The sequence below is a fragment of the Pseudoalteromonas sp. NBT06-2 genome, assembly GCF_002276045.1.
In the GTDB taxonomy this organism is placed as follows: Bacteria; Pseudomonadota; Gammaproteobacteria; order Enterobacterales; family Alteromonadaceae; genus Pseudoalteromonas.
Map to the genome: position 1 here is coordinate 61750 of NZ_NQMR01000013.1, position 12858 is coordinate 74607.

At 34.5% G+C, this 12858-nt stretch carries 17 protein-coding genes and 1 pseudogene; 9 read left to right on the top strand and 9 right to left on the bottom strand.

Annotation, left to right across the window (positions count from 1 at the left end; translation table 11 throughout):
• Position 1: 1 nt before the first annotated feature.
• From bepA to CJF42_RS04030, 5 genes are all read left to right on the top strand, one after another.
• On the top strand, positions 2 to 1450 hold the full coding sequence (gene bepA / locus CJF42_RS04010) for a beta-barrel assembly-enhancing protease (RefSeq protein WP_095365442.1): 1449 nt from the start codon (positions 2 to 4) through the stop codon (positions 1448 to 1450).
• Positions 1451 to 1905: 455 nt separating this feature from the next.
• Entirely contained in the window at positions 1906 to 2253 is a 348-nt protein-coding gene (gene arsC, locus CJF42_RS04015) for an arsenate reductase (glutaredoxin) (protein ID WP_095365443.1), read from the top strand.
• Positions 2253 to 2807, top strand: coding sequence for an NAD(P)H:quinone oxidoreductase (wrbA, locus tag CJF42_RS04020; protein WP_095365444.1), 555 nt, complete (start codon positions 2253 to 2255; stop codon positions 2805 to 2807). Before arsC ends, wrbA begins: the two co-directional genes overlap by 1 nt.
• 1 nt (position 2808) lies before the next feature.
• The gene (locus CJF42_RS04025; RefSeq protein ID WP_095365445.1) at positions 2809 to 3237 is read left to right on the top strand and encodes a DUF2069 domain-containing protein; all 429 of its coding nucleotides are present in this window, start codon (positions 2809 to 2811) and stop codon (positions 3235 to 3237) included.
• 48 nt (positions 3238 to 3285) lie between these two features.
• Entirely contained in the window at positions 3286 to 4059 is a 774-nt protein-coding gene (locus CJF42_RS04030; protein WP_095365446.1) for an ElyC/SanA/YdcF family protein, read from the top strand.
• 85 nt (positions 4060 to 4144) lie between these two features.
• Here the strand turns inward: CJF42_RS04030 and CJF42_RS28415 are convergent, their stop codons facing one another.
• Both CJF42_RS28415 and CJF42_RS04040 read right to left on the bottom strand, forming a co-directional pair.
• The gene (locus tag CJF42_RS28415) at positions 4145 to 4354 is read right to left on the bottom strand and encodes a hypothetical protein (protein WP_095365447.1); all 210 of its coding nucleotides are present in this window, start codon (positions 4352 to 4354) and stop codon (positions 4145 to 4147) included.
• 114 nt (positions 4355 to 4468) lie between these two features.
• A complete protein-coding gene (locus CJF42_RS04040; RefSeq protein WP_095365448.1) occupies positions 4469 to 5224 on the bottom strand; it encodes a Nif3-like dinuclear metal center hexameric protein in 756 nt (251 codons plus the stop codon).
• 144 nt (positions 5225 to 5368) lie between these two features.
• Here CJF42_RS04040 and CJF42_RS04045 point away from each other — a divergent pair, with 144 nt between their 5' ends.
• Positions 5369 to 5716 (top strand): hypothetical protein, encoded by a 348-nt coding sequence (locus tag CJF42_RS04045; RefSeq protein WP_095365449.1) that lies wholly within the window; start codon positions 5369 to 5371, stop codon positions 5714 to 5716.
• A gap of 154 nt (positions 5717 to 5870) precedes the next feature.
• On the opposite strand, the gene CJF42_RS04050 is transcribed toward CJF42_RS04045, so the two are convergent.
• The 3 genes from CJF42_RS04050 to CJF42_RS04055 all read right to left on the bottom strand — a co-directional run bounded on the left by CJF42_RS04050 (position 5871) and on the right by CJF42_RS04055 (position 6785).
• Positions 5871 to 6245 (bottom strand): putative quinol monooxygenase, encoded by a 375-nt coding sequence (locus CJF42_RS04050; RefSeq protein ID WP_141235476.1) that lies wholly within the window; start codon positions 6243 to 6245, stop codon positions 5871 to 5873.
• 75 nt (positions 6246 to 6320) lie between these two features.
• The gene (locus tag CJF42_RS26620) at positions 6321 to 6509 is read right to left on the bottom strand and encodes a hypothetical protein (RefSeq protein WP_141235477.1); all 189 of its coding nucleotides are present in this window, start codon (positions 6507 to 6509) and stop codon (positions 6321 to 6323) included.
• A 3-nt stretch (positions 6510 to 6512) separates the two neighbouring features.
• Entirely contained in the window at positions 6513 to 6785 is a 273-nt protein-coding gene (locus tag CJF42_RS04055; RefSeq protein ID WP_095365451.1) for an MDR/zinc-dependent alcohol dehydrogenase-like family protein, read from the bottom strand.
• 88 nt (positions 6786 to 6873) lie between these two features.
• On the opposite strand from CJF42_RS04055, the gene CJF42_RS29230 reads away from it, so the two are divergent.
• Both CJF42_RS29230 and CJF42_RS04065 read left to right on the top strand, forming a co-directional pair.
• Complete coding sequence (locus CJF42_RS29230; protein ID WP_353651670.1) at positions 6874 to 7098, top strand: IS66 family transposase; 225 nt, start codon at positions 6874 to 6876, stop codon at positions 7096 to 7098.
• Positions 7068 to 7292: pseudogene (locus tag CJF42_RS04065) on the top strand (integrase core domain-containing protein); the annotation flags it as partial. The gene CJF42_RS29230 and the pseudogene CJF42_RS04065, both read left to right, overlap by 31 nt.
• A gap of 28 nt (positions 7293 to 7320) precedes the next feature.
• On the opposite strand, the gene CJF42_RS04070 reads toward CJF42_RS04065, so the two are convergent.
• Together CJF42_RS04070 and CJF42_RS04075 are read right to left on the bottom strand one after the other, a co-directional pair.
• Positions 7321 to 8607 (bottom strand): Ig-like domain-containing protein, encoded by a 1287-nt coding sequence (locus CJF42_RS04070; RefSeq protein ID WP_095365452.1) that lies wholly within the window; start codon positions 8605 to 8607, stop codon positions 7321 to 7323.
• Between the two features lie 20 nt (positions 8608 to 8627).
• Complete coding sequence (locus CJF42_RS04075) at positions 8628 to 9143, bottom strand: outer membrane beta-barrel protein (protein ID WP_095365453.1); 516 nt, start codon at positions 9141 to 9143, stop codon at positions 8628 to 8630.
• Positions 9144 to 9490: 347 nt separating this feature from the next.
• Here CJF42_RS04075 and CJF42_RS04080 point away from each other — a divergent pair, with 347 nt between their 5' ends.
• Complete coding sequence (locus tag CJF42_RS04080) at positions 9491 to 10423, top strand: M14 family metallopeptidase (protein WP_095365454.1); 933 nt, start codon at positions 9491 to 9493, stop codon at positions 10421 to 10423.
• Positions 10424 to 10533: 110 nt separating this feature from the next.
• Here CJF42_RS04080 and CJF42_RS04085 read toward each other — a convergent pair whose 3' ends face one another.
• Both CJF42_RS04085 and CJF42_RS04090 read right to left on the bottom strand, forming a co-directional pair.
• Positions 10534 to 10845: a hypothetical protein gene (locus CJF42_RS04085; protein WP_095365455.1), complete on the bottom strand. Its 312-nt coding sequence runs from the start codon at positions 10843 to 10845 to the stop codon at positions 10534 to 10536.
• Positions 10846 to 11073: 228 nt separating this feature from the next.
• Positions 11074 to 12849 (bottom strand): M56 family metallopeptidase, encoded by a 1776-nt coding sequence (locus CJF42_RS04090; RefSeq protein WP_095365456.1) that lies wholly within the window; start codon positions 12847 to 12849, stop codon positions 11074 to 11076.
• Positions 12850 to 12858: the final 9 nt, after the last annotated feature.

Genomic DNA, 12858 nt, shown 5'->3' on the forward strand with positions numbered 1-12858 from the left:
AATGAATAATAGAAAAAAATTGTCACGATTTGTTATCAGCACATTGTTATTATCTTCAACTGTATTAGCACAATCAAGCTTTAAACTTCCCGATTTAGGCACATCCGCCCTGCAAATACTACCATTAGAAAAAGAAAAAGCAATTGGCGAAATCATGATGATGAAAATAAAAAGTTCATCACCGATTATCCAAGACCCTTTATTAGATGAATATCTTACAAGTATTGGTAATCGTTTAGTTGCCCATGCTGATGATATTCGATTTCCATTTGAATTTTTTTGGATTAAAAATGACGAAATAAATGCATTTGCATTTTATGGTGGTCATATCGGTGTTCACGCAGGTTTAATTGTAAAATCAGAAAATGAAAGTCAGTTTGCTTCAGTATTAGGTCACGAAATCGCTCACGTTACCCAAAGACATTTAGCACGACGATTACAAAAACAGCGAGATAATTCCGGCTTAACTTTAGCTGGCATGGTTGCAGGAATATTAACAACCATAGTCAATCCTGAAGCGGGCATGGCAATTATTTCAGCCAATCAAACTCAAAGCATGTTAAGTAAAATGACACACAGCCGTGGCGCAGAACAAGAAGCCGACCGTATCGGAATGTCTATTTTAAACAACTCAGGATTTGATCCTCGAGCCTCAAGTAGATTTTTAGCTAAACTATCAGCTCAATTAAGATTTAAGCAAAAACCACCTGTATTTTTATTATCTCATCCTCTACCTGATAGCCGAGTGTCAGATATTCGTTTACGAGCGCAACAATTTCCTGAAAAATTTATTGATTCAAATCTTGATTTTTTATTAGCTAAGAGCCGGATTAAAGCACGTTTCACTTCAACGTCAGAAAAAGCAGAGATACAATTCAGAAGCGATATTAAAAAACATCAATTTTCAGATAGAACGGCTGCAAAATATGGTCTTACTTTAACCTTAATTGATCAGAAAAAACTTGAAGAAGCTGAAATCATTTTAACTCAATTGTTAAAAACAGACCCATCAAACTTATTTTATCTAGATAGTAAAACTGACTTATTAATTGCACAAAAAAATACCCAAGCTGCTTTAACTTTATTAAAAGAGCACTATCAATTAAAGCCTAATAACCAAGTAATCACCTTAAACTATGCCAATGCAGCGATTGAAGCCAAAGATTACGTATTAGCAGAACGTTTATTAAAGTATTTTTTGCTTGATAAACCCGATCATCCTTTAGGTAAAGACCTAATGGCTCAAAATTACAAAATGCAAAAGAATCAATCTGCGTATCATGAAATACGTGCGAGTATCTTGATAGACCATGGCGCGTATCAACAGGCATCAGATGAAATTCAAAAAGCACTTAACTTCATTGAAAAAACTGATGATATTAAGCGCCAACGCCTTAAAGCGCTATTAAAACAATATCGCCAAATGCAAAAAGAATTAGCAAAGTTGTAGACAGGGCCTATACCCAAGCCACTTGATAATGCTTGTTTCAGAACTTATCAGGTGAGTTAGCACAAGGCATATCATTTTAGGAATGCTTATTGCCTTTCAAACTGATGTAACGTAGTGATTACTTACCTGATAAATTCCCTACGGGCGGGTTTTAAATGGTCAACTACCGCGTTATCTATGTTGATAAGGGAATAACCATTACCTGCAATAAATGTCTTGTAATTGACCATTTAAACTCCCGCTGAAATCATGTATTTCCAAGTAGCTTCGGTATAGAGGTTAATAAAACATCATGGGTACATTCAACGTCACCATGTAAAAATCGAAACTTCGAATCTAGCATTTCTATGTCGTTTAAGTATAAAATAGCGCTTTAATTTTTATTAGTGAACATTTTGCTTTTCACTTAAAATGTTTAAACAAAAATTTACGCTATTTTTTATTTAGGATTTAACATGACAATTCAAATTTATCACAACCCAAGATGCTCGAAGTCTCGTCAAACGCTTATATTACTAGAAGAAAATAGCATAAAACCAGACATTGTTGAATATTTAAAATCTGCACCAAATGTATCAGAGATAACATCGCTTATCACAAAACTCGGTTTTGATTCTGCTCGCCAATTAATGCGTACAAAAGAAGATCTATATAAAGAACTCAATCTTAAAGATGAAAATTCAGAATCTGCATTAATTGAAGCCATGGCAGAAAATCCAAAGTTAATTGAACGTCCTATTGTGGTAAATGGTGATAAAGCTGCGATTGGTCGCCCACCCAAAAGCGTATTAGAAATTATTTAATGCCTTATATTCTGGTACTTTATCATTCCAGTCATGGCTCAGTTAAAAACATGGCGCATGAGATTTGTGACGCAATATCAAGCAGTAATATGGAAGTCAAGTTACGTACATTTGTCAAACAATCTGAATCAGATATTGTGGTAACACAAGATGATTTAATTCATTGCCAAGCACTTGCTTTTGGTAGTCCAACACGGTTTGGCATGATGGCTTCTCAAGCAAAATTATTTTGGGAAAATACCAGTGAATTATGGTTAAAAGGCCAACTGATTGACAAACCGGCAAGCGTATTTACATCAAGTAGTAGCATGCATGGTGGTAATGAAAGTACACTATTGACATTATCTTTACCCTTATTACATCATGGCATGATGCTATTAGGTGTACCTTATGATATTCCTGAATTATCTAGCACTAAAAGTGGTGGCACACCATATGGTGCAAGTCACGTATCAGGTTTAGGCAATAATACTGTCCTCAGTTCCCATGAAATCAAAATATGCCACTCTGTCGGACATAGGTTAGCTAAAATTACTCAACAATTGAATAAGTGACATGATCAAAAAACAAGATAAAACAAAAAACTTTCAACGGCTAGCTATATTTGGCTATGTGGGCTTATTAATACTAATGCCATTATGGCTATTTTACTTAGACAAGCCTGAAGGATATAGCAATGGCTTTATATTTATGATCTATATAATACCTTTATTATTACCGTTAAAGGGTATTATTCAAGACAAAATATATACCTACGCGTGGGCCAATTTCATTGTCATGATTTATTTTTTGCATTCTTTGACTTTGCTTTATACCTCATGCGATATTTTTGTGGTGCTAGAGTTAATATTTACCACTAGTATGTTTGTCGGTTGTACTTATTATTCTAAACATCGTGGACAAGAGCTTGGCTTAAGAATAAGAAAATTAAAAGATGAGCTAGCCGAAGAAAGAGCAGCTCATCAACATGAAAAACCTAAATAAATTTTTCATATATATTTTCAAGAAATACAAAGGGAAGTTAATTAATAAATGTCATCATTTGAATTAAAAAAAATACTAGGCAACTTGCTGATGCCTTTGCCTTTACTATTTGCATTAGTATTAATAGGTTTATTTTTACTCGTATTAAAACAAAGAAAATCTGGCTTAGTATTTTTTGTCCCAAGTATGCTAACACTATTGCTAATAAGTTTACCCATTGTTACGCAAGCATTAATTAATTCAACAGAAAATAAATACAAACCTTTTAATGCTGAACACCATACCAAACTAAACTATATTCTAGTATTAGGTTGCCAAATTAAACCTAACAAGTATCGCCCTGCTAATGCACAACTTGGAGCCTGCTCTTTGGCACGTTTAGTTGAAGGGCTAAGGATCGCCAGAAAGTACCCTTACGCTAAATTAATTGTATCTGGTTATGGTTATGGTGGCGCAACAAGTAGTGCGCTAATGAAAAAAACCGCTTTGAGTTTAGGGTTACACAATACAAGAGTGTTAACTAACCCAAAAGCCAAAGATACATCGCAAGAAGCTAAACTGTTAGCATACAAACTTGTTGATGCCAAAGTCGCCCTTGTTACCTCAGCAGCACACATGAGCCGTTCTATAGATTTATTTAATCAACAGGGGATCGATGTTATTCCAGCTCCTACAGACTTCTATGCACTTAATCAACAACCTTTGTGGCTTCAATTTATACCTAGCCCTGAAGCTTTTTTAGCTGTGACAGCACATCAGCATGAATTGATTGGTTCCTTATGGATAAAATTATTAAGACTTTACGATCCTGAATCAATATAAATAACATCAAAAAATATTATTTTCACACTCTCTACACCTATTTCAATACTTTAAAATATTGAAATAGGTGTCAACGTATTATTTATTAAAGCATAGGGGCTATTGATCTTTCGAGATTACTTTTGCAGCGAATTGTTGAGCATTTATACAAGGCAGAGGCTTTGTCATGTGGTTGTTCCATATAAAAAGGCGATAACGCAGTAAAAATGCCCAACAAACGCTGTCCGAAGGATTCGGCTAAAAGCATTTTATTCTTTGTTGAGTCGTATTTACTTAGAATGACTAGGCTACACACTACTCGCCGCGACTAAAATGCTTTTATCTCGAACAAAATTTAACCCTGAAAGATCAACAGGCTCTAATATCTTCATATACCAATTCTGTTAGCTACGCAGTGACCATAATAAATTTATACGGGATTATCAATATCAACAAAAACCACATCTAATTGATATTCGCTAGCCAAGTGCTCACCTAATGCTTTGATGCCATATCTTTCAGTCGCATGATGACCAGCTGCAAAAAAATCAATATTTTGCTCTCTAGAGCTATGAATAGTTTGCTCTGATACTTCACCAGTTAAGTACGCATCTATACCTTGTTCAGCTGCTAAATCGATATAACCTTGTCCACCGCCTGTACACCAAGCGATAGTTTCTATTTTCTCTTTCCTTACAATCGAAGTAACCGGTTCTCGATTTAAAATTTTTGCAATTTTATGTGCGAATTTTCGTCCCGACATCGGTGTATTTAAAACACCTTTTACTGGAACGCTTATAGCACTGCCTAGCTCTAATCCAGCTTCATAACTAATATCTAACAAATTAGCCAATTGCGCATTGTTACCTAAAGTTGGATGCACATCTAGTGGCAAGTGATATGCGATTAAATTTATATCGTGCTTTATCAGTGCTGAGATACGCTTTTTCTTCATACCTATAATTTGTGGATTTTCACCTTTCCAGAAAAATCCATGATGTACTAAAATAGCATCAGCTTTAAGATTAATTGCAGCATCAATTAAAGCTTGTGATGCAGTAACACCAGTCACAATTTTTGTAATGTTATCTTTACCTTCAATTTGTAAACCATTAGGACAAAAATCTTTAATCGTATGCGGTTCAAGCAAGTTATTAAGGTGTGACATTAAATCAGAACGTTTCATAATTTTTCAATATTTTCTAAAAATTTGTAAAATTGTCCCGTTTAGTTGATCAAAAAGAAAGAAAAACCTGAAAAAATTGATAATTCTTCCAAAAGTCGGTATAAAAGCCGCTGCAACAAATTTAACAAAAAACTAGGAATAATGATGAGCAAACTTGATAAAGCACAAGTTTTAGAAGATTTTGACAAAGCATATCAAGCAGAAAATGGCAAACAACCTGAAGTTGTTGCTAAAGCAGGATGGTATAGTGTAGACGGTGGCAAAAATATGCGCCTAGCTGATCTTGCCGCTTTAACTGAAGAACTTTCATCTGGTACTGCTACTGAAACTGCAAAGCCTGCTAAAAAAACTGCTGTTATATCAGTAGAAAAGAAAGATAAAGGTATAGTTATCGTTAAAAATAACGAAGACGGTTATACAGCTGAAGAGTTCTGGATTGTATATCTTGCAGAACGAGATCACGACTGCCGTTTACCACAAGGTATCGTATAGGGTATTAAATTTCGATTTAATACCAAAAAGGCTGTAATTACTTTGCAGCCTTTTTTGTATTTATTGTCTTGTCTTGAAAGAGAGCTTGAAGATGAGCGCTTACGTAACCTGTTGCTCAATGAAGTTGTTGAAATCATTGATGCTGAGCATGGCGCTAACTAAAAGATGAAGTAGGACCATTTTCATCATAAACCGCGGATTGATTGGTTACTTGATGTTTTGTAGTTTCTACTTCTTGTAAGTCAAATTGGCCTAAATAGTTAAGCATATTGATGTAAGAAGATGCACTGAAATGTAATTGTAAATCTTCAGGTGTTGCCCATTCCTCAAAAACATAAATCACACCATCTTCGTTAACATCTAAACTCCAATTATAAGCCAAACAGCCTTTTTCTGTTCTGGCATCAAGAATATATTCTTTTGCTCCTTTTAACGCTTGTTCAACATCATTTTTAAGTGTTCCTTGCTGAATCCACTGAAATAATTGACCTCTTATCTCGTCATATCTATCAGACTCATAATGAGTCATAAGCCCTTCAATTGAGGCTTGAGACAACTAAATTAAATAAGTTTTGGACCTGCCTGAGGCTCTAATGTACTGTAATTAGCTATGGCCACACAGTGCAACACGCCTATTCTGCGCAATATTAGTAACGGCGTCTTCTAACATTTTCCCGCCAATACTATCGAAATAGTAATCAATGCCATCTGGGCATTCTTTTACTATTAATTCAGTTAGAGGTGTAGATAACTTGTAGTTAAAATAGCTGTAAAAACCAAATTCATTAATCAATTTTTACGATTTTTGATCGCTACTAGTGATACTCACTACTTTAGCACCATTAATTTTAGCAATTTGACCTGCCACTATACCTGCAGCAGATATTAACTCTCTGTCACCTTTTTTAAGTTGCCCAAGATCCACTGTGCCAATATAGGCAGACATACCTGTTTCACCTAAAACCCCTAAATACAAAGAATCATCACATTCCCACTCGGTAGGTAAAGGTTCAATAGCTTCATTTTCAGCTGTTATAACGCTATATTGTTGCCAAGCGATACGGGTCATTAATTTTATCACCTTGCTTGTAACGCTCTTCAGGTAACCTGAGCAAGCGCGGTCTTATATTCAACAGTTATTTCGTATTGAAGCAAAAATAAAAACAGCCACAACCGATGAAAAATATCGCGCTCGACAACAAGAAAGTACGCCGATATTAGCTGCATTAAAAAAGTGGCTCGGTAAATCCTTAAAGCACCCAGTAAAATCAGCGAAGTTAACCAAGGCACTCACCTATTTAAATAATCAGTGGTGTAAATTAAGTCGGTATACGGAGAATGACGCGTGCCCGATGGTTATGATTGTTACCAAAATGCGCTAGCTGAAAGAATTAATGGGATCTTAAAGCAGGAGTTTTTGTTATATAAATGCCAGGATATGGATGAGTTAAAAGAGATCGTCGATGAATCAATTGTAATATCCAATCAAATGAGACCGCATTTGAGTTTAGGAATGAAAACACCAAACCAAGTGCACAAAAAAAACCAGACGCAAAAGCAACTGGCCTTCAATTAAAACCGTCAACCTATTTCAGGAGGACATATTATTCAATAATCAACTTAACCAATGATGATTCACCATCATATGTAACTGTTAAGAAGACTTCCCCCGTCGTATTGGATGTACTTATTATCTTATAATTAGCTGCACTCGTGCCCGCAGAGACTAGCTCACTACTGATTAAATCATTTTTGCTATAAGTAAACTCACTAAACTCAGTTACATTAATATCAGCTATTGTTTCTTCAAACTGAGCTGTTACAGAAATCTCAACTGATTCATTTGCTTTGATTGTAATGGTCTCTTCACCTTGGTTTATAAGTAGAGTGTCTAAAGTAGCATCTCCTTTTATCTCCAAAGTCGCATTGCCTTGCACTCCGCCACACGTAGCGTAAACTTGTGTCACACCAGGTTTTAATGCCAAAATACTGCCTTTAGTTGTACCATTAAGTGTGATACCTGCTAATTCTGAGTTTTTTGCTTCCAAACTGATATTATTGTCAATATTTATAGGCGTTTCAGATATTGTACTTACGAGATTTACCTGAGATTGCAGTATGATTCTGTCGCCAACATTTAGGGTAATTATATTGACAACTTTGTCATCTACTAACACATCGATCGTCTCTAAGTTTTTTGGATCTGCAGTAACCGTAAGTTGATTGGAAATATTATTAACTTTACCTGACACAATTGTATTTTCAATTTCAGAATTGGATGTATGTAATATGCCACCGTCTTCAATGGTAGCTGTGGTATTTTCATCAACTGAAAAGTTAATGTATTTAGTTACATTCAAAGATGTATAATCATCTTCATACGTAACATCAGCCACAATATTAGCATCTATACAGGTATTAATATCTCCAGAAATTGGGTTACTTTGCTTTAATGTTAATGAAGAGATTGCTGAATCACTCACTGACATTTCACCTTGTGCTAAAATGCCATTAATTGTTGTGCCCGTAATAACAACTTTACCTTGTGGTTCTGTTGAATTAGCAACGGCTTCAACTAGCCCTTTGCTATTTACTGTTGCAATACTTGTATCACTAGATGACCACGCTAGTTCAGTTGTTACATCTCTTTCATCGTCATTGCTATCTATGCCTAATGCCGTTAATTGGTGGACTTCGCCCACTCTTAAACGTGTCATCGCACCAATAATCGTAACTTTCTCAATGATTGTGCCTTTAGCACGTTGAGATTCTAACTTTACCGCCTTTGCTAATGCTTCTGAGTTATTATCTGAATCACAACCTGAAATAACAATACTTATTGTTAAACAAATTCTTAAAGAAAATTTTGGCATAAAACTAATCATTTTCATTTAATAAACCTTTTTTACTTTTAGAAGTGATAATTAAAACCAAGTGAAATACCCGTAATGCTTAAGTTGCTATCATTATATAGTGACTGATACCCAAGTTTTATACGGGCATTTTTAAATGAAGGAATTTCTTGATATAAAGATATCCCCCAAGCAAAGCCATTATATTCATCTGAGCCATTAAACGTGTTTTCAGGCCCAGACACTGACATATTACTACTTGCATAACCTAAAGACACATCAAGACTAAAGCCATTTACAGCATAAGATTGCAGCAATAAAAAGATCGCTTTGTTGTTTTCTAAGTCAAATTCCACATTATAAATGTTGTCAGTGTTATTACTGAGTAAATATTGGCCCTCAATTGCAATTTGTTTATAAATACTTGTGCCTAACCTAAAAGCTGCCATCGGTATATTTGCAGCTTCGTTTGACGTTTCAATATCAGAATGTAAATAATCTACGCCAATAAAACTAGAATCTGCAAAACTTGGTGCTGTAGCAAATAAATATAAAAGTGGGAAGGTTTTCTTCATAATTAATAACTAAGTTCCTTTTTAAGTGAAAAGGGATTTTATATAACTATGCTGCTGATTTCTATCTTTGTAACGAAACCTGAACATTTTTTCTCTAGTCTCAAGTAACCCTATTTGATAATAGAAAATATAACCTGCTCCATCATTTAAAATAAATATCTTATAACAACGTTTGTCGACTTGCCCTACAGGAGTTTTGTTTGAAGAATATTATCAATAATCTTACTTGCCAAAAGTAGTCCTCAGGTTTATTCTTCCATTTTTTAAAAGCCAAAAGGTATCATGGGTAGAGTTGGCTTTTAAGTCTATTAAGCGATATTCATGCTAGTTAAAGTAAAGGTACATTTATGAGCGATAAACAAAATAATCAAATAGGCACTCCAGGTATAAAATGGGGCGTAAATGAAAAAGCACTTTGGCTTTCAAAGCAATCGTTCAAACGCTCATATCAAAATGAAGTGGTAACTAAAATTAACGCTCTTAAATCTGACTTTGATGTAGCGCAATATGGTGCGCTTTGCTACGATAAAGTTAAATATCCGCTATATGTCATAAAAAGTCAAAATTGGGATATCGCTAAGCCCACTATTTTAGTAACAGGTGGTGTACATGGTTATGAAACAAGTGGTATACATGGCGCTTTAGGATTTTTATCATCTCAAGCATTAAACTATACAAATCATTTTAATATTGTAGTAACCCCCTGTATTAGTCCTTGGGGGTATGAAACTATTAATCGTTGGAACCCAAATACCGATGATCCAAATAGATCATTTTATGAAAACAGTCCAGCTGAAGAATCGGCTGCACTCATGAGATGCATAGCGTCGCTTAACACTAAAATCACAGCCCATATCGATTTGCATGAAACAACTGATACTGATAATACCCAATTTAGACCTGCTTTAGCTGCTCGTGATGCTGTAGCACATACAAACTGGAATATCCCGGATGGATTTTATCTTGTGGGAGATACGATAAACCCAGCAGTAGACTTTCAAACAGCAATCATCAAATCTGTTAAGAAAGTAACGCATATTGCTCCTGCTGATGAACAAGGTAATATCATCGGTGTTCCATTAGAGCAATTTGGAGTAATAAATTATGCCACAAGTAAGTTAAGCTTATGTATTGGATTTACCCATGCTGCATATTCAACAACAACAGAGGTTTACCCCGATAGCCCTAAAGCAACAGCTGAAGACTGTATTCAGGCACAAATAACAGCAATTACGGGTGGCTTAGATTATATCATTGCAAATACACAAATTTGTTTATAAAGTTAGTTTTTTTAATTCAAATTTATGTACAGCATTATCATATCATGCGATAGGGAGGTATTCACACATCTCTAAACAATAAAATTCCTAAGAGGAAAAATAGAAAAATGCTAATCACAAAAAGCATGGCGTAAAAAGTCACTTTTACATTGATTATAATTTTCTTCAGAGCAGTTAATATAGTTAATTGCTAATAAATATTGAGCTTGTAAACATTTTTCCTCTTGTGCCAGCTCATATTCATTCATCACTATATGCATCGCTTCTATTGTACACTCTGACTCACCTTTACCTATTTCAACTTCATCAGGCTCAAAGTTATCCAGCATCCAAATTTGTAATTTTTTTATTGTTATATTTTGCTCGCCCCAAGACTTTATTATATCTATTAATTGTAACTTGGTGATCTCTTTACGGTGCATTGCTATCTCTTTATATAATTTCCCATTGTCATCGTGATAATTGTATGTATTCAATTGTTTTATATCAATGTGTTATTTCAAAATGCATGTTTCAGAGCTACCTGAGCGAGCTAAATTCAAAGCGGAAGCATTTCAAACCAACGCAACGATGACGGGGGTTTACTCAGAAGATCCGTCTCGGCGAGTTTAAACAGGGTTTATGCTGCGTTATTAATTTTGATAAGGGTTTTATCTCCCTTTAAGAATGCGACTTCCTGTAGTTATAGTCATTTTATCTCTATTCGGCTTAACAAATGAAAATAGTTTAGTTTCTCGCATGACAGCATCATTGCCATTGACTGTTCCTGGTGAAAATTTCCATTGCTTAATTGCTTTTTTAACCGCTCGCTTTAAGTGGTTTTGTGTATGCCCTACAAATTCGATATCTGTTGCTTTACCATTTAAATCAACTGTAAATTCGATCACTACATCCCCCTTATATCCTCTTCTTTGTGCTACTTCGGTATATATTGGGTTCACCATTTTCACTGTTTTAGGCGGTATTATTAAAGGCTCATACCCTTTAACTATGTTCTTTGTTAACAAGGGTTCATTATTATTTTGCTCTAAAAGAGTATTAAAACCCTTTTTAATATCCTCTACAACTAACTGTTCTACAGCACTAATATTAAAGTTAAACTCCTGTGTATCTGTTTGAAGGCTTACTTTAACTTCATGACTATTAAATAATGGATTATCTAATTTTCTTTTGAATTCAGTTGGTTTTGATTTAATCTCTAACTCATTTAATTTAAAGTCAAGAGACTGCCCACTTGATGGACCCCCAATATTAACACTTTTAGTTTCATGAGTGGCTTTAACATCATTCTCAGTAATGTCAGGTTTATCAGTTTTAGTTAACTCTTTCATATGATTTTTCAAGGGATTATCTGATATAGAACTACTTTCATTCTGTTTTAAATTGATGGTCATTAAAATGCTATTTTTTCGCTCTTCTAACTCTGCTATTTTGTTACTTTGAATCATACCAACAGCTTTATATGAACTAAATATTAAACAAACAACAAATAACCCTAATAAACCAGCAAGCCCGCTTTTTGCATATTTAGGTGTACAGCTATGATCTCCAATTACTCTAGCAATTCGACTTTTCAAATGCCCCCCTGTTGCAGCCATAACCATAACTGGTATCGTATCAGGTCTTATTTCTTCAGCATTTAACAGCGCTTTTGCATAATCTATTTTTGCTGTTTGATTTTTTGCAGCAATATCATCACAGCAATACTCTCGATCAATTCTAATTTGTTGTGAAATCCATTTAACTGCTGGATGAAAAAATAAAAAAACTTCTACTAATGATTGTATAAGGTTTATGAAGTAATCATAGCGTTTTACATGAGCTAACTCATGCGCAAGTAATAACTTTAACTGTTCATTAGTAAGGCCTGTGACCATATTAGCTGGAATTAATATTACTGGTTTCAGCCACCCTATCACCATAGGAACATCTACTAATTTAGAAATCAACAAACGCACATTTATTGATACTTGCAATGACGATTTGATTGACAGAAACTGCTCAGTTAGCAAGTCATGAGCTTCTGTAACCTGCGTTTTAGGTAATTTATATATAGATAATAACTCTTTGCAATAGCCTATGCTGAAATAACTCACCCCAAAAAGCCATACAATAGATAAAAAAGGTAATAAACCACCAAGATTTGGCGCTACATTTAATATTAAATTATTTACTGCTTCTATCTGTAAATTATTGACAGTTTGAGACTTATAAACGACAAAAAAAGTCACGAAAGGGGTTACTAAGCACAAAACTAATGTTAATAAGCTTAAGTTATATCTAATATTTGAATATTTATTACTAATTAATTTAAGTGCAGCAGCAAGAAACGATGCTAATGCAGTGCCTTGCCAAATAAAGTGTAATAAAGTAATTGATAACGTATTAAAAATAGGGTTATAAGAAATAGTATGAATAAAGTCCATTTAGCGTTC